Origin of the sequence: Pseudovibrio japonicus (genome assembly GCF_014651595.1) — a bacterium.
In the GTDB taxonomy this organism is placed as follows: Bacteria; Pseudomonadota; Alphaproteobacteria; order Rhizobiales; family Stappiaceae; genus Pseudovibrio; species Pseudovibrio japonicus.
Genome location: NZ_BMXE01000012.1, coordinates 55,871 through 78,875 on the forward strand (window position 1 = coordinate 55,871; position 23,005 = coordinate 78,875).

Annotated in this window: 22 protein-coding genes; 4 read left to right on the top strand and 18 right to left on the bottom strand. The window is 53.5% G+C overall.

The window, feature by feature from the left end; all coding sequences use genetic code 11:
* Positions 1-93: 93 nt before the first annotated feature.
* From IE076_RS21800 to IE076_RS21815, 4 genes are read right to left on the bottom strand one after another with little or no spacing between them, the layout of a single operon-like run.
* Positions 94-2,769 (bottom strand): arsenate reductase (azurin) large subunit, encoded by a 2,676-nt coding sequence (locus IE076_RS21800; RefSeq protein WP_189438904.1) that lies wholly within the window; start codon positions 2,767-2,769, stop codon positions 94-96.
* A 10-nt stretch (positions 2,770-2,779) separates the two neighbouring features.
* Positions 2,780-3,376, bottom strand: a complete 597-nt coding sequence (locus IE076_RS21805; protein ID WP_209009398.1) for an arsenate reductase (azurin) small subunit — start codon at positions 3,374-3,376, stop codon at positions 2,780-2,782.
* A gap of 12 nt (positions 3,377-3,388) precedes the next feature.
* Entirely contained in the window at positions 3,389-4,531 is a 1,143-nt protein-coding gene (locus IE076_RS21810) for a cytochrome-c peroxidase (RefSeq protein ID WP_189438905.1), read from the bottom strand.
* 12 nt (positions 4,532-4,543) lie between these two features.
* Complete coding sequence (locus IE076_RS21815) at positions 4,544-5,617, bottom strand: cytochrome-c peroxidase (protein ID WP_189438906.1); 1,074 nt, start codon at positions 5,615-5,617, stop codon at positions 4,544-4,546.
* 382 nt (positions 5,618-5,999) lie between these two features.
* On the opposite strand from IE076_RS21815, the gene IE076_RS21820 reads away from it, so the two are divergent.
* On the top strand, positions 6,000-6,659 hold the full coding sequence (locus IE076_RS21820) for a Crp/Fnr family transcriptional regulator (RefSeq protein WP_189438907.1): 660 nt from the start codon (positions 6,000-6,002) through the stop codon (positions 6,657-6,659).
* Positions 6,660-6,766: 107 nt separating this feature from the next.
* Here the strand turns inward: IE076_RS21820 and IE076_RS21825 are convergent, their stop codons facing one another.
* Positions 6,767-7,915, bottom strand: a complete 1,149-nt coding sequence (locus tag IE076_RS21825; protein ID WP_189438908.1) for a DNA alkylation repair protein — start codon at positions 7,913-7,915, stop codon at positions 6,767-6,769.
* Complete coding sequence (locus tag IE076_RS21830; protein ID WP_189438909.1) at positions 7,908-8,237, bottom strand: hypothetical protein; 330 nt, start codon at positions 8,235-8,237, stop codon at positions 7,908-7,910. Before IE076_RS21830 ends, IE076_RS21825 begins: the two co-directional genes overlap by 8 nt.
* 72 nt (positions 8,238-8,309) lie before the next feature.
* Between IE076_RS21830 and IE076_RS21835 the strand changes: the two genes are divergently transcribed.
* Complete coding sequence (locus tag IE076_RS21835; RefSeq protein ID WP_189438910.1) at positions 8,310-9,068, top strand: helix-turn-helix transcriptional regulator; 759 nt, start codon at positions 8,310-8,312, stop codon at positions 9,066-9,068.
* Positions 9,069-9,135: 67 nt separating this feature from the next.
* Here IE076_RS21835 and IE076_RS21840 read toward each other — a convergent pair whose 3' ends face one another.
* A complete protein-coding gene (locus tag IE076_RS21840; RefSeq protein WP_189438911.1) occupies positions 9,136-9,609 on the bottom strand; it encodes an ester cyclase in 474 nt (157 codons plus the stop codon).
* Between the two features lie 109 nt (positions 9,610-9,718).
* On the opposite strand from IE076_RS21840, the gene IE076_RS21845 reads away from it, so the two are divergent.
* Positions 9,719-10,078 (top strand): winged helix-turn-helix transcriptional regulator, encoded by a 360-nt coding sequence (locus IE076_RS21845; protein ID WP_189438912.1) that lies wholly within the window; start codon positions 9,719-9,721, stop codon positions 10,076-10,078.
* Here the strand turns inward: IE076_RS21845 and IE076_RS21850 are convergent.
* The 9 genes from IE076_RS21850 to IE076_RS21890 form a co-directional block, all read right to left on the bottom strand.
* Positions 10,075-10,281: a hypothetical protein gene (locus IE076_RS21850; RefSeq protein WP_189438913.1), complete on the bottom strand. Its 207-nt coding sequence runs from the start codon at positions 10,279-10,281 to the stop codon at positions 10,075-10,077. The two genes, IE076_RS21845 and IE076_RS21850, sit on opposite strands and share 4 nt — an antisense overlap.
* A 164-nt stretch (positions 10,282-10,445) precedes the next feature.
* Positions 10,446-12,599, bottom strand: coding sequence for a 3-hydroxyacyl-CoA dehydrogenase NAD-binding domain-containing protein (locus IE076_RS21855; protein ID WP_189438914.1), 2,154 nt, complete (start codon positions 12,597-12,599; stop codon positions 10,446-10,448).
* Positions 12,600-12,734: 135 nt separating this feature from the next.
* The gene (locus tag IE076_RS21860) at positions 12,735-13,121 is read right to left on the bottom strand and encodes a cupin domain-containing protein (RefSeq protein ID WP_189438915.1); all 387 of its coding nucleotides are present in this window, start codon (positions 13,119-13,121) and stop codon (positions 12,735-12,737) included.
* A 193-nt stretch (positions 13,122-13,314) separates the two neighbouring features.
* Positions 13,315-15,033 (bottom strand): ABC transporter substrate-binding protein, encoded by a 1,719-nt coding sequence (locus IE076_RS21865; RefSeq protein ID WP_189438916.1) that lies wholly within the window; start codon positions 15,031-15,033, stop codon positions 13,315-13,317.
* Positions 15,034-15,106: 73 nt separating this feature from the next.
* Positions 15,107-15,388, bottom strand: coding sequence for a DUF2160 domain-containing protein (locus IE076_RS21870; protein WP_189438917.1), 282 nt, complete (start codon positions 15,386-15,388; stop codon positions 15,107-15,109).
* Between the two features lie 14 nt (positions 15,389-15,402).
* Entirely contained in the window at positions 15,403-16,299 is an 897-nt protein-coding gene (locus IE076_RS21875; RefSeq protein ID WP_244649751.1) for a carbohydrate ABC transporter permease, read from the bottom strand.
* A 5-nt stretch (positions 16,300-16,304) separates the two neighbouring features.
* Positions 16,305-17,192, bottom strand: coding sequence for a carbohydrate ABC transporter permease (locus IE076_RS21880; protein WP_189438918.1), 888 nt, complete (start codon positions 17,190-17,192; stop codon positions 16,305-16,307).
* Positions 17,193-17,195: 3 nt separating this feature from the next.
* The gene (locus IE076_RS21885) at positions 17,196-18,275 is read right to left on the bottom strand and encodes an ABC transporter ATP-binding protein (RefSeq protein ID WP_189438919.1); all 1,080 of its coding nucleotides are present in this window, start codon (positions 18,273-18,275) and stop codon (positions 17,196-17,198) included.
* A gap of 10 nt (positions 18,276-18,285) precedes the next feature.
* Positions 18,286-19,383, bottom strand: coding sequence for an ABC transporter ATP-binding protein (locus IE076_RS21890; RefSeq protein WP_189438920.1), 1,098 nt, complete (start codon positions 19,381-19,383; stop codon positions 18,286-18,288).
* Between the two features lie 942 nt (positions 19,384-20,325).
* Between IE076_RS21890 and IE076_RS21895 the strand changes: the two genes are divergently transcribed.
* A complete protein-coding gene (locus tag IE076_RS21895; RefSeq protein WP_189438921.1) occupies positions 20,326-21,357 on the top strand; it encodes a Vgb family protein in 1,032 nt (343 codons plus the stop codon).
* 48 nt (positions 21,358-21,405) lie between these two features.
* On the opposite strand, the gene IE076_RS21900 is transcribed toward IE076_RS21895, so the two are convergent.
* Both IE076_RS21900 and IE076_RS21905 read right to left on the bottom strand, forming a co-directional pair.
* On the bottom strand, positions 21,406-21,939 hold the full coding sequence (locus IE076_RS21900; protein ID WP_280514309.1) for a methylated-DNA--[protein]-cysteine S-methyltransferase: 534 nt from the start codon (positions 21,937-21,939) through the stop codon (positions 21,406-21,408).
* 108 nt (positions 21,940-22,047) lie between these two features.
* On the bottom strand, positions 22,048-22,893 hold the full coding sequence (locus IE076_RS21905) for a fumarylacetoacetate hydrolase family protein (protein ID WP_189438922.1): 846 nt from the start codon (positions 22,891-22,893) through the stop codon (positions 22,048-22,050).
* Positions 22,894-23,005: the final 112 nt, after the last annotated feature.

The following is a 23,005-nucleotide window of genomic DNA, read 5'->3' on the forward strand; positions in this document are numbered from 1 at the left end:
CAAAAACTAAAACTGGAAGCGGCTTGGATAAGCCCCTTGGCACAGACAAAGAAAAGTACTGGCGGGGTTCAACCCCCGCCAGCTCGTGTGTTCCTATGCAATATCGCGACGTGCGAAAGACATGGACCGGAAACTATCCTTGTATGGGCTTGTGCCGATCTTCTTGATCCGGCCAACACCCATCTTGTAGTTGTAGTTCCCGCTGATCCAGTCCACCACACGGCCAGACAAAGCGTTCGCTGGCTGTGCAGTGTGCAGGAAGTCCATGTAAAGCATACCCTTCTTCAGCGCCGGGGTAACAATGGCTACCGCAGTAATCGCTGCTTCGGTCAACTCGATATGGCCGGCTTCCATCAGTTTGGTGAAGGTGAAGTCATCGCCCTCAATGCCCACAGTGGTGTCTGTCTGCACCGGAATACGGTCAGAGTAGAGCATCACGTAGTCACCGTTCTCGATACCGCGCTCTTTGGCGTCATCTGGATGAATTTCAACCCAGTTCTCAGGCCAGCGCTGCACGATGTAAGGACGACGGCGGTCATCATAACCGGACTGCCAACGCTCGTTGATACGACCGGAAGTCACCCAAAGCTCATCATCCTTAGGCTTCATCCATGCCCAGTAATCGGAGAACAGGCTCCATGGGCTCTTTTGGATGTTGCACTTACCCGTTTGAGAGTTGAAGTGAGTGAGCTTCTTGTTGTAGCGATTGGAACCACTTGGACCAGTCTCGGACAGCTCACGGGTTGTGTCATGCAGACGCTTGGTCCCCTGCAGGGTGCCATCTTCAAGCATAACAACCGGACCCTGAATACCGTCCGTGCCGAACTCGGCAAACTTTTCGTGAAGTGTCTTGCCTTCCTTCTGCGCAGCAACCTTCAGCATAAAGAAGTCTTTGCGGCTGCCACGGGAGAATCGAGCCGCTTCTTCAAGCACTTCGTTGGAGTTCTTCCAATCGTAGCCCTTAAAGCCCATCTTCTTCGCAAGGTTCGCAACAATCCACCAATCCGGTTTCGCTTCACCCGGTGCATCGTAAAATTTTGGATACAGCCGCAGACGACGCTCACCGTTTGCACGGGTGAATGTGTCTTCGCCCCAACCAGCAGCCGGGAACACGATGTCTGCGAAACGTGCGCCAATCGGATCTACGAGGTAGATGTCCTGGTTCACAACAACCATGCCACCGCTATCGACACGCTTCTTCAGCGTATTGATGATCGCTTGCTTGTCGTAGGAACGCACCTGATGCGGGTTCTGAACAGTCAACTCCTCAAACTTCGCTGCAAGAGACTGGGACCCACACATGGACTGGATCCAAGTGTTACCAATCACATGAGCAAAGCGGGTGTGTCCACTCATCAGATACCGGTCCGTATCCATTGCACGGCGCCGACGGCCCGGCAGCTTTTCAGGAGACTTGTTGCGTGGGTAAGACCCACCCTTCAGGCCACCACGCTGGTGACCACCAGCACGGCCAATAACCTGACCCGGACGACCACCACAGCCACAGATAATACCAAGCGAAGAAATCGCATTGGTGTTACCAGTGTTATTGGACCAGTAGAAGCCCTTCTCGATCATGATGGACGTCTTAGGGCGAGACCCATCTTCACGTGGTTTCGCCATCCACTCAGCCGCCTTGTAGATTTTCTCTACATCGATCTGAGCAATCTCGGCAGCAGCTGTTGGTTCAAACTCGTCCTGTGCCATCAGCCACTTAACGAAGTCATCGTAGCCGTCGGTCTGGAACATGCCCCATGTGGTCCGCCACTGCCAGGGCGTGTTACGTGTCCCCTGGCCGAAACCTGAAGAGCTTTCCCACTTGTTGTTGACCCAATCACGGATCCATTCAGCGTCCTGCCAGCCATTCTCGATGATCACACGAGCAATCGCATTCACAACAAGAAGGTCGGTTCCCGGCTGAATGTCCAGCCACAAACCACCATTCTTCTCGGCATACGCCACACCAGCGGTCTTACGCGGGATCATGAAGATGGTCTTCTGACCATTCTGGATTGCAGGCATCATCCAGTCAGTGAACAGGATGGTTTTGGACTCGTAAGGGTCCGTACCGCACACCAGCAGCGTCTCGGCATCCTTCCAGTCCTGATAGGACGGACCGAAGTTGTCGAACCCGGCGTCCCTAAAGCCCGGCGTGGACGTCACATCAGACGGCGTGTCGTGGAATGTGAAGTTCGCGGTGCTGACAGAGCGCAGAGCATACTTGGAAATCGCGTAGGTGTTTTCCATGTAGCCGTAGGAGAATGTCTTCACGCAGAAAGCATTCTCACCGTGCTTCTTGATGACGTGCTTACCAACTTCCGCAGCAATCTCCAGAGCCAGATCCCAAGTGACGGGCATCAAAGTGCCGAACATGCGGATCATCGGTGACTTCAGGCGATCGCGGGTTGGGGTCTGCGGGTTGTAAACCTTCTTCGCCAGCGCACCACCACGGATAGAAGAATTACCATTGATGTTTACATGCTTGGTATCTTTATCCGGAATGATGATTACATGGTGAGGTTCACCCTTGTGCAGCACAACGTTGTACTGGTTAGGAGCAACCCATGGACCCAGCGGATCAACCGGGAAGTCGACGCCAAAGGCATTTTCAGCAGCTTTCTCGCCGCCCACCTTGCCGCCCTTCACAGGCCAGCGATAGATCTTGTAACCACACGCTACGATACAATAATCACATGCAGTGGAAAGAACATCAGCATCTACCGGAGGCAGCGGAATGTTTGTCCCAGGAATGTAGTAGGGAGTTGACATGATTTACTCCTCACCCTTTGAGATTGTCGTAGCGGCCATAGATCAGCCCGAACATACCGACGGCATAAACATCATCACCATCCAGCTCGAGAAGGACCTGAGGTAGGCTCTGGTAAGCCTGACCGGAAATAAAGATACCGTGGCGGGTTAGGTCAAAGGTGGTCAGGTGAAGGGGGCATGGGCCCAGCGCCTTATCACCTTTTTGATAAGTCCCCTGAAGCGGACCACCCTGATGCGTACAGGTGTAGTTGAACGCCACAATGTCCTTGTCAGCCCCAATACCGCCGCCAGCTTCCCTGCCCAGCTTCACAATCATGGACTCGCAATAAGCGCCTTCGTCCGGATAGTTGAAGTCGAGCGGCTCATCCTCTTTCAGATCAGAAAGCTTACAAATGAACTTGCGCTCATACGTGGAGACCATGGCAGGCATCTTCGCGGAGGAAGGACCAGACTTGAGAGCCACCATAACGGTGAAGGTAGAAATACCGGAAGTCAGCAGAAACTGACGGCGTGTCATCACACAGCGCTTGCCGGTTTTTGCGATTTCCTCTGGGCCGTTAACGACCTCAACCATCTCAGGAGAGACGGACTTAGGTTGATGTGTCATCTCCATCTCCTCTTAATTCGTTACAGCCGGAAGTGGCTCATACTCAGGAAGATCAGGTGTCTCCATGGTAAGACGCTCGCCAGAGAAGCTCTCTACGAAAGCAACCAGATCAGCTTTCTCATCGTCGGTCAGACCAAGAGGCTTAATCAGGTCAGTTTTTGTTGCTGCCCAGTCATTGGTGCCACCACCCTGATTGTAGAACTCGACCACATCTTCAAGAGTCTCCAGCATGCCGTTGTGCATGTAAGGAGCGGTGTATTTGGTGTAACGCAGAGACGGCACACGGAACTTGCCCAGATCGGCTTCTTGCTTTGTCACGAAGTAAAGGCCCGGATCATCCTTCCACTTGCGGTATTTCTCTTCCGTGGACCCCTTTGCTAAAAGCTCAAACCGGAAGGTGATCTGCGCAAGCTCGTCTGTTTCCCAGCCGTCATAAGCTGGAACGCCGAGGTTGTAGTACTTCTGGTTGGAGATCAAAGCACCATCGTGACAGGTGGAACAGCCAGCCTTACCGGTGAAAAGCTCCATGCCCCGCTTCTGCTGATCACTCAGAGCATCATCATCACCCAGCATATAGAGATCAAACGGAGTATCACGCTGAACGATAGACCGCTCAAACGCAGCAATCGCCATATAAGCGTCACGCATCAAAGGATATTCGGTGCCGAACACATCGTTAAAGCGCTCACGATACTCAGGAATAAACGCAAGGCGCGCTTCCATCATGTCGTCTTCACCGTTACCAGCAACACCACCACGCGCAGCGGTGCGGGCTTCAGCTTCCAAAGACTTGGAAATACCAGTCCAGAACAGGTTACCGTAATAAGCGGTGTTCACGATGGTGGGCGAGTTACGCCAGTGAACTGTACCCGGGTAGCCCAGAGAGATCTTGTCTGGGAAGTCCCAGCCAAGTTCTGGTAGGTGACATGCCGAGCATGGCATGGAACCGTTACCGGACAGGCGTGGATCAAAGAACAGCAGCTTACCCAGCTCAACCTTTTCAGGTGTCATCGGGTTATCTGGTGGAGAAGGCGGCTCTCCCAAAGGAGCCAATTCCGCAGGGCGTTGTTCTGCAGCTTGAACACCAGCTGCAACTGCAACAATAGAAATACCAGCAAGTGCAATCACACCAACGGTTCTTTTGAATATTGTCATCTTAGCAGCCCCCTAATTCTTCTTGTTCCGCCAGTCTTCGATCAACTCGTAAGAGTAGTCGTCGGCTGCCCAAACGTATTCAGGAGTGTCGAAGCTGTCGCCAGACAAGGCCTTCAGGAACGCAACCAGATTGGCCTTCTCGCTGTTCTTCAAATTGAGTGGCTTCAGACGTGCATCTTTGTTGACATCATCACCGCCGCCTTGGTTGTAAAACTCTACAACCTCTTCAAGGGTCACCAGCATGCCGTTGTGCATGTAGGGCGCGGTATAAGTCAGCTCACGAAGAGTAGGCGTCAGGAAGGACCGTTTGGCCTCTTCCTTATGATCCCGGATGAACGCCCCCTGATCCTCGCGTAGGTTCATGTAGTTGTTCACCCCCATGAACTTCGCGTAGGTCACATAGGTGATGTGACGTAGCGGGTCCGACCAGATCTCAGGGTTGTTTGGAACACCGATATTGTGCGGTTGATCATCTGTGAAGCGGTTGCCGGAGTGACAGGAAGAACATCCTGCTTTGCCCATAAACAGCTCATAACCGCGTCTTTCCGAAACAGTCAGCTCGCCACGGTCAAACCCGGAACCTTTTGATCTAATGGATTTAAGAAAAGCTTCTAATGCACTGCGAGCACCACCATTGGATGGTTCTCCCTTACCCGCAGCTTCAAACATTTTAACGTAAACCGGATCCTGCTTCAGACGCTCCTGCATGATCCGCATATCCATGTTCATGATGTAGGTCTCGGTGATCATGCCACGAGACACATCGTTTAGGTTTGTTCCCAAACGACCATCATGCATCCAGGCTTCCCGGAGCCCGACATTCGCCAGTGTTGGCGTGTTACGGAAACCCTCTGTCCCAGAATATGCGGTAGAGAGCTGTTCGCCATCCGTGAACGCCTTAGCTGGTTCATGACATGTTGAACAGCTAAGGTTGGTGTCACCAGATAAGCGGCTATCAAAAAATAAACGTTTTCCAAGTTCCACGAGAGCAGGATTCTGCTCAATCTTTGCAACAGGCCCCAAATCTGTTGCAAATGCCGCAGTGCTCGTCATCAAAGCAATCGATATACTGACGAGAAGGCGCATTGTTACCCCCAATTTGCCTAGGATGACGCCGGCGAGACTCAATATCAGGACAGCATCGATCCGCTAATACCCGCCATTTCTGCATGGGGTTGGACTGCTTTCATTGATTACAATCAGGAGTTAGGTACAAGAGTTCCAAACAACGAAATTTTTCTCGCTTGTTCGGGTAAGAAAACATTGAATAAAAGTAATCCGTAGAATATTGATTTATATCAATGTCCACGAGAACTGGGGACTTTACGCCAAATCACGCAAAAAGCGGGGAGCTTAACGCATGTCGGGGACAACCCCTCCAAAGATAGTGTCATCACCTGACCAACTTTCTTTTGAGTGTGTTCAGGAGTCCTGCGGATTTGAGGGCGAAGAGTGCATTTGTCGCCCGATGCATCTCCATTTTGACAAAGCTGAATTACGCTCCGCCAGAACCATCGAATTGAACGAAGGGGACCAGCTCGCGCCGGAAGATTTTCCCGAGCCTGTCGTCTTTGCAGTTCTCAATGGTGTAATCGCTATCGAGAGCCACCTGAGTGATGGCCGCCGCTCTCTTCTCACGCTCCGCTTCCCGGGCGAATATCTGGACATGAACCGGGCGGATCGGCACGCCTCAGGTGAAGTGGTCGCGCTCGCGCCAACAAGTGTGAAGCTTGTTCCGCTCAGCATCTTTGAAGAGTTGCTTCTGAAGGATTCCAATCTGCGCCGCATCTACTGGCGTCGCGCAACCGACATCATGCACCAACAGTTCGACCATTCCTCTGATCTGGGCAAAAAGACCCCGACAGAACGCATGGCCTCCTTTATCTTCGAGCTCCGCAACCGCATGAGCATCCCGCGCTTTGTAGAGGAGTTCACACTCCCAATCTCAAGGCAGTCCATCGCGGATTATCTTGGCCTGCGCGCAGAGACCGTAAGCCGTGTTCTCAAGGGTCTGGAAAAAGAAGGCGCCGTCAAGCTGATCGGCAAACACAAGATCGCGATTCTCGATTTCAAAGGCCTGCGCATGATCGCGAACGGCTCCCGCCCACGCCTGTCCAATCACCGCTGATCAATCCTTGCAGCGCTAAGAGCTGGAAACCACACCAGCTCTTCCAAGCTCTCCTCACCTTCCACGGTATCATCGGGCACAGCGCCCTCGCCAAATCGGGCGTAGGATCACACCGCCATCTCTTCAACGCCAACCAGTTCAAAAGAGCCCAGTGGAGTCTCAACGCCATTGAGCAGCACGGCCAGCCTGTGCTCACCCTCATAATACCGGCGTGTCGTAATTGGCCTGATGTTATGCTGCCCCACAACACTGAGAGTCTGGCCGGCTTTCAACGTCCCGCGCTTCAGCTTAAAAACCTTGGGCGCCAGCTTACCGTTGGCTTTGCGGTGGTACAATATGAAGTCCAGCATGTAGGAGGTCGCCTTATCTGATGAGTTCTCAATCTCCACTGAGAACCCCAGCTTCGATCCAAACTCTACCCGATTATCTCTCAAGGTCCCCGAAACCACCTTCACATGCTCCGGGTCATACCCCAACACCGCAAGGCTCGGTAAATGCGCTGCCTTCACATTGCTCCGCAGCGCATGACGCACCAGCCGCTCTGTCTGCACAGAAGGCTTTTCAAGCCACCTCCCACAAACCTCCGCGACCAAATCCGGATGATCCTTGGAAATATCGTTGAGGTGATTAGCAACAGAGCGGCGCACATATTCCGTCTCATCGTCCTTGAGCTTCTCTAATAACGGCAGACACTTCTCCGGCGCCTCAATGAAACCTTTCAGTCGAAGCCCCCAGGGCAGTCGCGGCCGCGTTCCTTCGGAAACAAGTCGCCGCACATGCGCGCTCTCATCCTCGGCCCATTCAGTCAGTAGAGTCATGGCTTCCGCCTCGTATCGCTCAATGAAAGGCCGAATAGCAAACTCGGCTGAAAACCGGCAGGTCATCTCCTTCATGGCGGACATAGAAAGCTCAAAGTCCTCCAAACCATAAAGCAGCACGTAGTCCGTAAACGGCATGGTGATGAAGCCGGAAAGCCCACTGGACCGACTATCCCACAGCGGCTCATCATCCATAGCCAGCGGCGCCGAAAGCGTAGCCAGCATAATCCTCAGGGCTACGCTATAGTCCTCAGGCAGATGCCGCCGCAAACACCGAGCCAGATGGAACGACCGCTCCTTCAGCTCCAGATCACTCAAGCCATCCATCGCGTCAACAATGAAGCCAGCTGCATCAAAACCGGAATGAACCTCTGCTAACGCAGAGGCCATCCGTTCAATCGCGGCTTGATTAAATAACTCTTTGAAAGGTTCAGCCATACGTTCCCACCACTTGGAAGAATTCCATCGCCCCCGCTTTACGCGGCTGGTGCTCGCGGGCGCTGTCTAGCAGAGAAAAATAAGCCTGCCCCGCTGCATGATCCCCTGCCGCAGCAACAGCTTTCTTGCTGGCACTGTCGTTCGCCCACACCACAATATCAGCATAAGCACCATCCGCATGCTTTACCAGAGAGCGCCGCACAAACCCCTCAAACCCGTCCAGAAACTCATTCTGAAACCGCTCAGAAGCCTCCAAAAGGTCTGCTTCTGTTTTATTGGGAGACAGGTGAAATGGTGCAAATTCAATAACTTGATTGGTCATCTTTATTTTCCCGAAATGTTTGGACGACCTATTTGTATGGACAACTATGTCACTTAATGACATATTTCTTCAATGAACCTACAAAGAAGCGGAACAACCAGAGCAACAGCGCTGAAACGCCTTGACCGGCTGGAGCAAATTGAAGCTCTGCTGAAATCTGGCGACTGCCCGACAACGCACGATCTGGCGGCCGAGCTCGGGATTTCCCAGCGCACTCTGTTCCGTGATCTGGAATTGCTGCGCGAGCGTGGTCTTCCCATCGAAGCGGACAAAGGCCGCGGCGGCGGCATGCGCCTTCAGTCCCGCTGGGGTGTTGGCCGGCTCAAGCTGGAATACAAAGAGGCAATTGATCTGCTCATCAGCCTCGCCATCGCAGAAAACATGCGCTCCCCGCTCCTGCTGGCCAACCTCAAGCCCATCCGCAGAAAGCTTATCGCCTCGTTTTCACCTGAGCTTCGATCACGGGTCGACACGCTGAAATCCCGCATCTGGATTGGAGAAACTGCCTCTCTTTCCGTCTACGGCTCATTTGAAGACATCGACAGTGAGGCCATGAGCCCGATCAACGAAGCATTCTTGATGAACAAGTGTATTCAGATCGAATACAGCGACCAAAACAACAACCTCTCCAGCCGAACCATAGAGCCGCACTATCTCTTTCTGAGCTATCCCGTTTGGTACATCATGGCCTGGGATCACCTGCGTAACGCTGTCCGCACATTCCGCCTCGACCGTATCAGACACGCCCAAACACTGGAAAAAAGCTTTGCCGTCAAACCAAAGCAGCCCTTCATAGATGCCATCGACGGCATAGAGCCCTCAACACCTTAAGAGCTAACCCTATGCGATAAAAGAGAAAACAAAAGCCCGGCAGAACACACCGCCGGGCTTTCTTCACTTACTTCGTCGCCGCGAGCTGAGCGCCAAGGGCAGCAAGCTCTTCAACGTGCCAGAACTCCTGGATCTTGCCGTCTTCAACGCGGTAAACCTCAAAACCAGCAATATCAAAGGCATTGCCGTTCGCGTCAGCACCGAACAGACCATCTGTGTTGGTGCCTTTATAACGCCAGTAGATCAGCACCTTGTCGTCACCGATTGGCTCAACCATTCCAAGCTCATGACGGGAGTCCGGCGCACCTGCTGCCAGCGCCGTAAACGTACCAACTGCAGCCTGCTTGGCGTTCTGGCCCGGGCGGCCATTGTGATCCACCATATCATCCGCGTAGAACTCGGCCAGCTTGGCTGGGTCAAACGGACGGGTATCTGCAACCTCGTAGAATTTACTCAGAAGATCAGTTGCTTCGGTCGCACCGGCAACAACGGTTGAAAGAGCAAGAGCTGCTGCAGCCGCAGCAATCTTCAGTCTGTTCATTGGAGTGTTTCCCTTGATTTCATAAGTCAGGCCCCATATGAAACTCTGGAAGCAAAAGGTCTAGTACGCACTATTTTAGCGCCTAGTATACATAAGGGTACTGCACACAATGAGCGCAGAAGACACCGACACACCCGGCGGAGCCTTCATCGGCTATAAGACCTGCCCGGTACGGCGAACACTTTCCATTTTGAACGGTAAGTGGAAACCATTGATAATATACGAGCTTTTACCCGGACCTTGCCGTTTTAATGAGCTAAAACGAAGGCTACCCGGCGTCTCCCAACGCCTTCTGACTGCGCAGCTCAGAGCTCTCGAAGCCGATGGAATCGTAGATCGCAAAGTGATGGAAGTCGTCCCACCGCATGTGGAATACTCCCTTTCAGAGAAAGGTAGATCCCTGCACCCGGTCCTTCAAGCGATGGAGATATGGGGCGAGAACGAGATCAAAAACTACCCGATCTCCTAATCCTTACGCTCGTAGTGATAGGTGATTTTCGGCTTATCTTTGCCAAACAGAATCTTCAGAATCACAAGGGGAACTGTGATGGCAATGATAGCCAGCATCAGGCCGGAGGCCATCCCTATCACAAGCAGGATAAACGCCAGCAAAGCCATTGCGAACAGCAATGCAATCATGCGTCCGGTCAGGTACTCCAGATACTTCATCATCACCATCTCCATGGAACGCACTGTGTTGGTTCTCGGATGAACCAACACCTGAGATGCGCTCGGACCAGAAACGAGGGCTTGTTGCGCAAATCAATAGCGACGCAACAAGCCCTAAGCGTTCCGTAGGGTACACTACCAAAAGATGGCAATGCAACTGAAGATAATCAAGCGGTCTCCCGCTTTTGTCCCGCCAGCTTATCCCCGCTCTCCGCATTCAGATCCGCAAAGGTTCGGCCAGATGCAACCAGCTCCTCAAGCAGTTTGGCAGGCAGCCAGAAGTAGGCGTCTTCCTGTGCGTACCGCTTGATATTATTGAGGATTGTCTCCAGTCCAACTTCATCCGCATACTGCATCGGGCCACCACGCCAGCGCGGGAAGCCATAGCCGTAGATCAGCGTCATATCCACGTCCAGTGGCCGCAGAGCGATGCCTTCCTCAACCACCTTGGCAGCCTCATTCACCATCGCCGCCATGTACCGATCAAGGATCTGTTCTTTTGAGATGGTTTGTGCGTTGATTTGTTTTTCTTTGCGTTCTTCTGTCAGAATTTCAAGTACAGCAGGGTTCGGCGTCCCCTTCCGCGCACCCGCTTCATAAACATAAAAACCCTTACCGGTTTTCTGCCCAAACCAGCCTTGCTCACAAATGCGATCCGGGAAGGTGAAATAGCGCGCGCGTGGATCAAGCGTTGGTGCCTTCCGTTTGCGTGTCGCCCAGCCGATATCAAGACCAGCCAGATCAGCCACCGCATACGGCCCCATCGGGAAGCCGAACTCCAGCATCACCTTATCCACCTCATAAGGAGTGGAACCATCCATCACGATCGCATCAGCCGCCGTGCGATAGGTTGCCAGAATGCGGTTGCCGATGAAGCCGTCACAAACGCCAGCACGAACCGCAACCTTGCGCATGATCTTGCCAAGCTGGAAACCGGTGGCAATCACGTCTGGCGCAGTCTTGTCCGCAACAACCACCTCCAGCAACTTCATGATGTGTGCAGGTGAGAAGAAATGCAGGCCAATCACATCTTGCGGACGCTTGGTCGTCGCTGCAATCGCATTCACATCCAGATACGAGGTGTTGGTTGCCAGAACGGCACCATCCTTACAAACCTCATCCAGCTTCTGGAACACCTGCTTTTTCACGTCGATGTCTTCAAACACCGCCTCAATCACCAGATCAACCTCAGAAAGTGAGGCGTAATCCGTGCTTAAAGACAGCGCCTCTGCAAAGATGCGCTGCTCCTGCTCAGCAGAAAGCTTACCCTTCTTAACAGCACCGGCAATATTCCCGGCAATGGTCGCCTTGGCACGACCAAGAGCCTCCGCATCTCGCTCAATGAGCGTAACAGAAAGCCCGTTCATCAACGCGCCAGTCGCAATGCCAGCCCCCATGGTACCGCCACCAATCACACCGATAGCCTTGATCTGCCGAGGAGCAACGCCCTCAATTTCCGGAAGCTTACCAAGCGCACGATCAGCAAAGAACGCATGGGCCAGAGCCCGATGCTGAGCTGAGTTCTTCAACTCCATAAACATCTCACGCTCTTTCTCCATGCCGTCAGCAAAGCTAGTCTTGCTGGCAACCTCAACGGCTTCAACACACACCACCGGAGATTTTTGACCACGTGCCCGCTTGGCAACCGCAGCTTTGGCCTCTGCAAACATCTGAGGATCAACAGCAGGCGCAACCAATTCGGAACAACGGCGCATCGGCGTACCATTGTCGATCACAGACCGCGCAAACGAGAGCCCGGCAGCAACTGCATCCGCTTCCTCGCTCACCTCATCCAGAATACCCGCTGCCTTAGCATCCGCAGCGCTGATAGGTGCGCCGCTCGGGATCATCTCCAGCGCCTTCTGGTAGCCAGCCAGACGCGGCAAGCGCTGCGTTCCGCCAGCACCCGGAATAATGCCCAGATGCACCTCTGGCAGTCCAACCTTGGCACCCTTCACCCCAACGCGGAAGTGGCACCCAAGAGCAACCTCAAGCCCGCCGCCCAGCGCAACACCATGAATGGCCGCAATCACAGGCTTGGAGCACGCTTCGATTTGGTCAATCACATCAGGCAGATGAGGCTCGGTGGCAGGAAGCTTGAACTCGCGGATATCCGCACCGGCAATAAACACTTTGCCAGCTCCAACGATCACCGCAGCCTTCGCCGTATCGTCTTCTTCAAACTGTTTGATACGCGCCACCAGATCCTGCCGGATCGCCAAAGACAACGCATTCACAGGCGGATTGCTCACGGTCATCACCGCAACATCACCGCGCAATTCATAGGAAACCTGACCGGATGACTTAAATGAAGAAGACACTAGAAACTCCCTGAGGCAAAGCGCAGTTCACCGCCGCGCTATCATTCGCAATTCCACGTAGTTTAACAGCGCAATACCGGAATTCCAGCAGTAAAATCTAATTCCAACATGCAGAATTAGAATGAGTTTCGTCGGTCAGAGCGGTTCATCCAACCCGTTTGGCAACGAGATCCAAAGAACCGTTTGAGCATCTGGAGAGTGGCGGGAAAGATGGCCTTTTCCATGCGTATCTTCGATAAGCACGAACTCCCCTGCCCCAACGGTTCGCAGGTCACCATCGCTGGTCTCGTATTCCACAGAGCCATCCAGCCGCACGGTCAGCACCCGATCCGGCACCGTATGCCACTCCACCTGCCGCATCCCCGCCGGAATACGGGAAAAGCGGATGCGAGATGCTGGATAACTGGCGGAAACATCAAACGGCGTGGCGTCAGGATGCACCGACACTTTCTGGGTCGGCACCTCAACCTCATCAAAGTGCGACTCCCCATCCGGTGTCGCATAGATACGTAGGCACTTCATTATCGCAGTCTCCCCCAAACCACATCATTCAATTATCACGCACCACACTCATAGCGAAACGACCGCCATGGTTGAAAGTGCCCTGCCCAAACAAAAAAGCCGGAGCAGATGCCCCGGCTTTCTCGTTTAGTCTTGGAAGCGCATCACCGGAAACGGCCTCGGTTCCCGATGATGAACACTTTTAAAGCACCACTTACTTGGCAGCATCTTCCCAGCTCTTGATCAGCTCGTCGTAGTCAACGGTGATAGGAGTTGGCTTCTCGTTCGCCAGTTTGGCTTTAGGTGCGCCCGGCTGATTCAGCCAGTAGTTACGATCCTTAACTTCATTGAGCTTAGGACCACACTCGCCCTGAACACCAGCACGCTCCAGACGCTTCAGAACTTTGTCCTGAGCAGCAGCAAGAGCAGTCATAGCTTCCTGAGGAGTTTTCGCGCCGGAGGATGCATCACCAATGTTCTGCCACCACAGCTGAGCCAACTTTGGATAGTCAGGAACGTTGGTGCCGGTTGGAGTCCACTGAACGCGTGCGGATGAACGGTAGAACTCAACCAAACCACCCAACTTAGGTGCACGCTCGGTGAAGGAAACATCACGAACGTCACTGTCACGAATGAAAGTCAAACCAACGTGAGACTTCTTCAGGGAAGTTGTCTTCGCCACGGTGAACTGAGCGTAGAGCCATGCAGCTTTTGCGCGGTCTTCCGGGGTAGACTTCATCAGTGTCCAGGAACCAGCGTCCTGATAACCCAGCTTCATGCCTTCTTCCCAGTAAGCACCCTTTGGAGAAGGAGCCATACGCCATTTCGGAGTGCCGTCTGCATTCACAACCGGGATACCATCTTTCACCATGTCGGCGGTGAATGTGGTGTACCAGAAGATCTGCTGAGCAACGTTGCCCTGTGCAGGAACAGGACCTGCTTCAGAGAACACCATGCCAGGCGCTTCAGCCGGAGCATACTTCTTCAGCCAGTCAATGTACTTGGTGACGGAGTAAACCGCTGCAGGACCATCAGCTGCACCACCGCGCTCTACGGAAGAACCAGCTGGCGAACAGCCGTTCACACGAATACCCCACTCATCAACTGGCAGACCGTTCGGGATACCCTTGTCGCCCGCACCAGCCATGGAGAGCCACGCATCGGTAAAACGCCAACCCAGTGATGGGTCTTTCTTACCGTAGTCCATGTGGCCATAGACTTTCTCGCCGTTGATTTCTTTCACGTCATTGGTGAAGAACTCGGCAATGTCTTCATAAGCAGACCAGTTGACCGGAACACCCAGATCGTAGCCATACTTCTCTTTAAACTGAGCTTTGATCTCAGGGTTGGTGAACCAGTCATAACGGAACCAGTAAAGGTTCGCGAACTGCTGGTCAGGAAGCTGGTACAGCTTGCCATCTGGACCAGTGGTGAAGGACTTGCCAATGAAGTCTTCAATGTCCAGCGTTGGCAGAGTAACGTCTTTACCTTCCTCCGCCATCCAGTCGGTCAGGTTACGCACCTGCTGGTAACGCGCGTGAGTGCCGATCAGGTCGGAGTCGTTGATGTACGCATCATAGATGTTCTCGCCAGACTGCATCTGGGTCTGAAGCTTCTCAACAACATCCCCTTCACCAATCAGGTCATGGGTCACTTTAATGCCGGTGATCTCGGTAAAGGCCTTAGCAAGCACTTTGGCTTCGTATTCATGGGTCGCAATGGTCTCGGAAACCACTTTGATTTCCATACCCTTGAACGGCTCAGCAGCTTTGATGAACCAATCCATCTCGCTCAGCTGCTCTTCCTTGGAAAGAGTAGAAGGCTGAAACTCGTCATTCACCCACTTCTTGGCAGCTTCCATATCTGCAAAAGCAGCACTGGAAGCACAAATCATGGCCGCGAAGCCAACAGACGCTAAAAGCTGACGTCTCATATATATTCCTCCCGAAAATATTTTTTGCACCAACAGTTCCCGGAAACATCAGTGCCAAGAAAAAAGCTCAGGCCTAAACCCAGCGGAACACGCAAAACGCATATGCCACACAGACCATCAGAGCCAACCAGAGGTTTGTGCTCACAAACCCAAGCCAAAACAGGCAGATAAATGCACTGCCCAACAATGAGACAAACAGGCGGTCACCACGTGTTGTCTCAAACCGCAAAATCCCATGCCGCGGGCTTCCCCCCGGCACAAACCACTCCCATACCGCCATACCGGAAATCAGCAGGCCAATCGTGATGAAAAAGATCGCTGTCGGCTGCGTCCAGGCCATCCAAGAAAAATCCATGTCTCGCTCCCCTGTTAAACGCGGCCCAGGGCAAAGCCCTTAGCGATGTAGTTACGTACGAAGTAGATCACGAGCGCACCTGGCACGATGGTCAACACCCCTGCTGCCGCCAACACACCCCAGTCCATACCGGAGGCCGAAACCGTACGGGTCATAGTCGCCGCAATCGGCTTGGCCGCAGTGGTCGTCAGCGTACGGGCAATCAGCAGCTCAACCCATGAGAACATGAAGCAGAAGAACGCCGCCACACCGATACCGCTTGCAATCAAAGGCATGAAGATCTTGCCGAAGAATTTCGGAAACGAGTAGCCATCAATATACGCAGTCTCGTCAATTTCTTTCGGAACGCCGGACATGAAGCCTTCCAAAATCCACACAGCCAGCGGCACATTGAACAGACAGTGTGCCAGAGCCACCGCAAGGTGCGTGTCGATCAAACCAAACGCGGAATAAAGCTGGAAGAACGGCAGCGCAAACACCGCCGGTGGCGCCATACGGTTGGTCAGCAGCCAGAAGAACAAGTGCTTGTCACCCAGAAACTTATAGCGCGAGAACGCATAGGCCGCTGGCAACGCAACCGCCACGGAGATCACCGTGTTGAGCACCACGTAGGTGATGGAGTTGATGTAACCGTTGTACCAGCTCGGGTCCGTGAAGATCACCATGTAGTTAGCAAGTGTCGGCTCATCCGGCCACAGGGTGAACTTACTCAGGATCTCCTGATTGGTCTTCAGGCTCATGTTAAAGAGCCAGTAGATCGGCAGCATCAAGAACGTGATGTACACGGTTGGCACGAGGAAGGCATACCGGCTCCCTGTTCGTTGCGCCCTCGCACGGGCCCGGCTGCGTGGAGCCTGTCCACCGGCAGCAACACCAGTCTCAATTGTAGCTGTTCCAGTTGTCGTAGACATGGCGCTCACTCCTCCCCTGCGTAGTGTTTCTTCTCAGCCCCGGCATTGTTCATCACGGTGTAGAACACCCACGAGAACAGCAGGATGATGAGGAAGTAGACGAGCGACATCGCAGCAGCTGGACCAAGGTCAAACTGACCAATCGCCATCTTCACAAGGTCAATACTCAGGAAGGTCGTGGAGTTACCCGGTCCGCCGCCAGTCACAACAAACGGCTCAGTATAGATCATGAAGCTGTCCATAAAGCGCAGCAGCACAGCAATCAGCAATACACTGTGCATCTTCGGCAGCTGGATGTAGCGGAACACCGCCCAGCGCGAAGCACCATCAATACGCGCTGCCTGATAGTAAGCCTCTGGAATAGAAACCAGACCCGCATAACACAGCAGCACAACAAGGCTGGTCCAATGCCACACATCCATAACAATCACTGTGGCCCAAGCTGCAATAGGGTCCTGAGTGTAGTTGTAGTTGATGCCAATCAAGTTCAGGAAGTACCCCAGCAGACCAATATCCGCGCGGCCAAACACCTGCCAGATGGTGCCAACCACGTTCCACGGCACCAGCAGCGGCAAAGCCATCAGCACTAGACAAACCGGCACACCCCAGCCCTTCTTCGGCATACACAGCGCAATGCCAATACCCAGCGGAATCTCGATTGCAAGAATGGAGAAAGAGAAAATCAGGTTACGAACCAGCGCATCATGAAAGCGCTCAGAAGCAAGAAGCTCCTGAAACCATTCAATCCCAACCCAGAAGAACTGATTGTTCCCAAAACTGTCCTGAAACGCGTAGTTCACAACAGTCATCAGCGGAATAACAGCGGTAAAGGCCACCAGCAGCAGAACCGGCAGAACCATGAACCAGGCTTTGTTATTTACGGTCTTTTCCATGGATCAGGCCCCCTCACTCACAAGCCAGCTGTCGGCATAAAGGTTCGTCTGAGCCGGATCGAACAGCGCCGTCGGGCTCTCCGGAATACTCTCGCCTTCACCAACAATCGCATTCAGCGCAGCCCCATTCATCTCACCGCGCAAAATGCGATAGCGGCCAATGTCCTCGACAGCGTTGACCTTGAGCGGCAAACCTTCACCGGCCTCGCCCAGCTTCACAAACTCAGGACGAATACCAACCTCGGTTTTCTGGGCAGTCTTCATCGGATCAAGACCGCACGCCAGCGGAACACTATGCTCACCGATGCGCGCCGTGGTTCCATCCACCTCACAAGGCAGAACATTCATGCCCGGAGACCCGATGAAGTAACCAACAAACGTATGCTGAGGCTTACGGAAAAGCTCATCCGGTGTTCCAATCTGCACCACTTCACCGCCATACATCACCACAACTTTATCCGCGAAGGTCAAAGCCTCGGTCTGGTCGTGGGTCACGTACACCATGGTAAACCCAAACTGCTTATGCAGGTGCTTCAGCTGCGAGCGCAGAACCCACTTCATATGCGGATCAATCACGGTGAGCGGCTCATCAAATAGGATCGCGTTGGTGTCAGAGCGCACCAGCCCACGGCCCAGAGAAATCTTCTGCTTCTCATCAGCCGTCAGACCTTGCGCCTTACGCTTGGCCTTGCTCTCCAAATCAATAATCCGCAGAATCTCGTTGACCTTCTGATCAACCTCAGCAGCGGGAACTCCGCGATTTCGCAGAGGAAACGCCAGATTGTCGTAAACAGACATGGTGTCGTAAACGACCGGAAATTGGAACACCTGCGCAATATTACGCGCCTCAGTCGACAGCTCCGTCACCGGCTTCCCATCAAACAACAGCTCGCCTTCAGAGGGTGTCAGCAGGCCGGAAATAATGTTCAAAAGCGTTGTCTTACCGCAGCCGGAAGACCCAAGAAGCGCATAAGCACCGCCGTCTTCAAAGGTCAGATTAACTTCCTTCAAAGCGTAGTCGCTCGGGCTCTTTGGGTTCGGCAGATAAGAGTGGCGAATGTGGTCGAGATCAATACGTGCCATGCTCGCCTCCTTACGCAGTTTCAGCCATGTGAGAGGCGTTCATCAATGATGCCACGGAGCGACCGTCATCATCAAAGATCATGAAGTTCTTCGCATCCACATAGACATCAATGTTCGCGTCCACATCCACGTTATGAATGCCATGCTCCAACGCCACCCAGCGGTGATTCAGACATGTCAGGTGGATGAAGCTCTCAGAACCGGTGATCTCCGAAACATCCACCACAGCCGGAAGACACACAGCATCTTCACTCGGCCGTTGCAGGTAGAGGTGATGGGGCCGGAAACCTACTTTGTAATGCCCGTCAGGCAAACGCTTTTCTTCCTCAGATGCCGGAATAACTGTACCGTTGGACGTGCGGAACTCACCCCCGCTTTTTGTCAGACCCAGCAGGTTCAGCGGCGGATCAGAGAAGGTTTGCGCAGTGACTATGTCCTGAGGGTTTCTGTAAACATCAATAGTGTCACCGAACTGCGAAACCCGCCCCTCGTGCAAGGTGGCCGTTCTCCCACCAAGCAACAGCGCCTCGGTTGGCTCCGTTGTTGCATAAACAAACACAGCACCGCTTTCAGAGAAGATCTTCGGCAGCTCGTCACGCAGTTCTTCGCGCAGTTTATAGTCAAGGTTAGCCAACGGCTCATCCATCAGCACCAAATGCGCGCCCTTAACAAGCGCCCGCGCAATCGCCGTGCGCTGCTGCTGGCCACCAGAAAGGTTCAGCGGCGTTCTCTCCAGATAAGGCGTAAGCTTCATCAGATCTGCGGCCTTGCGCACCTGCTTGTCGATCTCATCCCGCTTCAACCCCGCAACGCGCAGCGGGCTCGCGATGTTTTCGTAAACCGTGAGAGCCGGGTAATTGATGAACTGCTGATAGACCATGGCGACATCGCGCTTGCGCACGGAAACGCCGGTCATGTCCTGTCCATTGACGAGCACTTGCCCTGCTGTTGGCGTGTCCAACCCTGCCATCAAACGCATCAGCGTTGTTTTGCCCGACAGCGTTGGCCCCAACAATACGTTCAATGAACCGCTTTCTAGACGCAGTGAAACGCCACGAATATGGTCCATGCCGTCAACAGTTTTGCTGACGCCCCTTAATTCAAGCATGTTGCCCTCCCGGAACAGAAAGCCGCCCAACTGCTTTCTGTGGTACACGCTGCTTGCACCGCGGTACCTGTAAATTCCTGACTGTCATTCCCAAAACAGCTCGAAAACTGAGCTGAATTCCAAACTAAAGGTTCTGACCTTTTTAAAACTTCAGCGCCTCTCAGCGCGACTTACCTATCAATTTCGCTTAAACCTCCCGATGCACGTCTAAGGTCCGCTTGCTTGTGCAGCGCCACCCCATAAAGTGCCCCTGAGGACCGAAATTAAACTACGTCCTGACCTATGCGTCAATTTTCGTTTATTGCCAATAACGCGCACATTCGCGTAATTTCGAAATATAATCGAAACCACTTAAGCGTCAATTCGAAAATCGACAAAAGCAAACCCATGGTTGTTATCCATTAGGATGAGAGCGCATCACGTGCAGACCAGAACAAGCAAACTCAGCTATTCCCACACGCAACATCCCACGGGATTAACACCCTGAAAAGATTGTATTCTTCACGTAAAATCCCAGGAAGGAAACTCACCATTAGTCTTGCAGCACCCTGATTTGAGGTCGCATCAGACGGTCAACCGTTCTCCACCGGGTGTGATCAATTCATGAGATTTTCTTGCTCAAACATCAGTTCCGATACAGACCTCGGAAGGCGAACCCGTTGCTAACGGTCTCGGGGTCAAAACCAACTGCGGTACCGTTCCATGAAGCGAGATTCGAACCGCCCTTCTGCAGAAATGCCGCAACGGAATCCATATTCTTGAACACGACAACCCAAGCAATTTTCTCCGCTTTGCTGACCATTCCTTAACCTCACTTAAAATGCCTGAGGGCGCGGAGGGCGTTTGCCATAGACACGCCTAGCCTGTGCCTTAAGGCATAAAGTCTTGCGCTAAGACCTAAGTCTCGCGCACAGAAAAGAGACGGCACAAGGGAGAGGTTGGATGAACAGACGAGAGTTTCTCGGAGCATCTGCCATAGCGATTTCAAGCGCCTACTACATCGGCATCGTTGCTGGACCAGTCATCGCCCAAGAAGACAAATCAAGCGCCATCAGCAACGCAAAAGTCACGTACTTTGACGCGACCGCAGGCGCACGGCCAAGAGATGTGGCCTTTGATGCCGATGGGATGGTCTGGTATTGCGGACAAGGAGATGGAACTCTCACACGTCTTGACCCTGCCACCGGAGACCTTCATCCGGTTTCCTTGGGAGAGAACGCAGCCCCACATGGCGTGGTGCTTGGCCCGGACAACGCAATGTGGGTGACAGAAGGCGGTCAGAATGCCATCGCCCGCGTTGATACGGGAACAGATGAAGTCACACTTATTCCGCTACCGATTGAGTTTGAAGACGCAAACCTCAACACCGGTATCTTCGATCACGACGGCATTTACTGGTTCACCGGACAAAACGGCGTCTACGGACGCGTCGATCCTGCCACTCAGGAAATTCAGGTTTGGCCAAGCCCGGAAGGCCCCGGTCCGTATGGCATCACAGTCACGCCACAAGGTGACGTCTGGTACGCCTCTCTCGCCGGGAACCACATTGCCAACATCGACAGAGCCACAGGCGATGTACGCGTCGTAACACCTCCTGCAGAGGATCAGGGTCCTCGCCGCATCTGGTCCAACTCAGAAGGCAAGCTCTGGGTCAGCGAATGGCTTTCCGGACACGTTAGTCTATACGATCCTCAGGAAGACACTTGGCGCGCTTGGAGACTCCCCGGCGAATCCCCACTGCCCTACTCTGTTTATGTAGACGAGAACGATAAGGTTTGGCTGACAGACTTTGACACCGACTCTGTCGTCTTCTTTGATCCCGATACAGAAGACTTCACCAGCTTCAGAAGCGATCAGGCCCACTCCGACGTCCGCCACATGGCAGGACGAACTGGCGAAGTTTGGGGCGGTGAATCGGGAACTGGCAGGCTCGTTCGTATCCAGTTCGACGAAACCGCTGGAACACCTGCCTGATAAAGAAACCAACGGAAGAAGCGCAGTGCCCCCACTGCGCTATTACTGTCAGAAAGAAAACGCCATCTGGTCTTTGCTCGCACCCGGCCCAAACGCAATGCCCTCGTGCTCCAGCAGCCAGACCTTGGTCTCCAGCCCGCCACCAAAACCAACCAGCGCCCCGTTTGCCCCAATCACCCGATGGCAGGGAATGACGATCGGCAGTGGATTCGCGTTGTTCGCCAGCCCCACCGCACGGCTCGCTCCCGGATTGCCCAGCGCCGTTGCGATATCACCGTAACTGCGCGTTTCTCCAAACGGAATGGCGGCCAGCTGCTCCCAGACACTCTTCTGAAAATCAGTCCCAATCAGCCGCCAGTCGAGAGAGAACTCTTCAAGCTCGCGCGCAAAGTAAGCATCCAGCTGCGCAATCAACGCTCCATAAGGCGTGGCATCTTCCACCCAACCCTCTTCAACGAACCGCCGGCGTGCACTCTCGGGAAAATGAAGAAACTCAAGCGCACCGCCCTGCCCACCAATCAGCAAAGACCCCACCGGGCTCTCATAACTGCAATAGGTGATTATCTCTGCATCGCTGGTCATGGCCATCCCCTACTCCGGAAGTGCATGAAAAAACTCTCCGCCACATTCAGCAGCGGAGAGTTCTGAAAAGCTTAGTGAAGGAGCCTAAGCTCCGCAAGTGCAGGACCATCAACCAGCAGCATAAGTTACCTGCTTTTGAACCCCAAGACCTTCCACGCCTAGCTCGATCTTGTCACCCGGCTTCAGATAAACTTGTGGCTTCTGCCCCATACCAACACCGGAGGGCGTCCCTGTAGAGATCACATCACCCGGCTGTAAACTCATGAACTGGGAGAGATGCGAGATCACCTGCGCCACACCAAACACCATGGTTTTGGTTGAACCATCTTGATAACGATGACCATTCACTTCCAGATATAGGGAGAGGTTCTGCGGATCTTCCACTTCTTCGCGTGTCACGAGCCATGGCCCGATAGGCCCAAATGTGTCAGCCGATTTACCCTTCACCCACTGACCGCTGCGGTGCAGCTGAGAATCACGCTCTGACACGTCGTTGACCACGCAGTACCCGGCCACATAAGTCAGCGCGTCTTCTTCACTCACATACTTCGCGTGTTTCCCAATCACCACACCAAGCTCAACTTCCCAGTCGGTCGTCACAGAACCGCGCGGTATCTCGATACCATCGTTCGGGCCACAGATGGCCGAGGTCGCCTTCATGAAAATCACAGGCTCCTTCGGCACCGGCATGCCAGCTTCCGCTGCATGATCGGAGTAGTTAAGGCCAACGCAAACAAACTTGCCCACATTACCAACACACGCACCAATGCGCGGATCACCTTGCACCACTGGCAGGCTGGACAGGTCGAGCGCCGCAATCTTCGCAAGCACCTCGTCGCTCAAAGCATCCCCGGCGATATCATCAACCACGCCAGAAAGATCACGAATGTTCCCATCCGCATCCAGAATACCCGGTGCCTCCGCGTTCACCTCACCAAATCTAACAAGCTTCATGTCCTACCCTCACTATTAAGTGGCCCAGCTACCATCAATGGCCTGTGTTCGTCCGGTTGTAAATAATCTTTCATTACAATCCAGATACACCATCAAACCGGACAGACGTCCC

Coding starts and splice junctions, on each gene's coding strand:
- IE076_RS21830 (WP_189438909.1), bottom strand. CDS start 8,237: ATGACCAATCAAGTTATTGAATTTGCACCATTTCACCTGTCTCCCAAT.
- IE076_RS21800 (WP_189438904.1), bottom strand. CDS start 2,769: ATGTCAACTCCCTACTACATTCCTGGGACAAACATTCCGCTGCCTCCG.
- IE076_RS21825 (WP_189438908.1), bottom strand. CDS start 7,915: ATGGCTGAACCTTTCAAAGAGTTATTTAATCAAGCCGCGATTGAACGG.
- IE076_RS21885 (WP_189438919.1), bottom strand. CDS start 18,275: ATGGCACGTATTGATCTCGACCACATTCGCCACTCTTATCTGCCGAAC.
- IE076_RS21905 (WP_189438922.1), bottom strand. CDS start 22,893: ATGAAGCTTGTTAGATTTGGTGAGGTGAACGCGGAGGCACCGGGTATT.
- IE076_RS21810 (WP_189438905.1), bottom strand. CDS start 4,531: ATGACAATATTCAAAAGAACCGTTGGTGTGATTGCACTTGCTGGTATT.
- IE076_RS21895 (WP_189438921.1), top strand. CDS start 20,326: ATGAACAGACGAGAGTTTCTCGGAGCATCTGCCATAGCGATTTCAAGC.
- IE076_RS21835 (WP_189438910.1), top strand. CDS start 8,310: ATGAACCTACAAAGAAGCGGAACAACCAGAGCAACAGCGCTGAAACGC.
- IE076_RS21805 (WP_209009398.1), bottom strand. CDS start 3,376: ATGACACATCAACCTAAGTCCGTCTCTCCTGAGATGGTTGAGGTCGTT.
- IE076_RS21880 (WP_189438918.1), bottom strand. CDS start 17,192: ATGGAAAAGACCGTAAATAACAAAGCCTGGTTCATGGTTCTGCCGGTT.
- IE076_RS21865 (WP_189438916.1), bottom strand. CDS start 15,033: ATGAGACGTCAGCTTTTAGCGTCTGTTGGCTTCGCGGCCATGATTTGT.
- IE076_RS21890 (WP_189438920.1), bottom strand. CDS start 19,383: ATGCTTGAATTAAGGGGCGTCAGCAAAACTGTTGACGGCATGGACCAT.
- IE076_RS21900 (WP_280514309.1), bottom strand. CDS start 21,939: ATGACCAGCGATGCAGAGATAATCACCTATTGCAGTTATGAGAGCCCG.
- IE076_RS21860 (WP_189438915.1), bottom strand. CDS start 13,121: ATGAAGTGCCTACGTATCTATGCGACACCGGATGGGGAGTCGCACTTT.
- IE076_RS21845 (WP_189438912.1), top strand. CDS start 9,719: ATGAGCGCAGAAGACACCGACACACCCGGCGGAGCCTTCATCGGCTAT.
- IE076_RS21840 (WP_189438911.1), bottom strand. CDS start 9,609: ATGAACAGACTGAAGATTGCTGCGGCTGCAGCAGCTCTTGCTCTTTCA.
- IE076_RS21875 (WP_244649751.1), bottom strand. CDS start 16,299: ATGTCTACGACAACTGGAACAGCTACAATTGAGACTGGTGTTGCTGCC.
- IE076_RS21870 (WP_189438917.1), bottom strand. CDS start 15,388: ATGGATTTTTCTTGGATGGCCTGGACGCAGCCGACAGCGATCTTTTTC.
- IE076_RS21850 (WP_189438913.1), bottom strand. CDS start 10,281: ATGATGAAGTATCTGGAGTACCTGACCGGACGCATGATTGCATTGCTG.
- IE076_RS21820 (WP_189438907.1), top strand. CDS start 6,000: ATGCATCTCCATTTTGACAAAGCTGAATTACGCTCCGCCAGAACCATC.
- IE076_RS21815 (WP_189438906.1), bottom strand. CDS start 5,617: ATGCGCCTTCTCGTCAGTATATCGATTGCTTTGATGACGAGCACTGCG.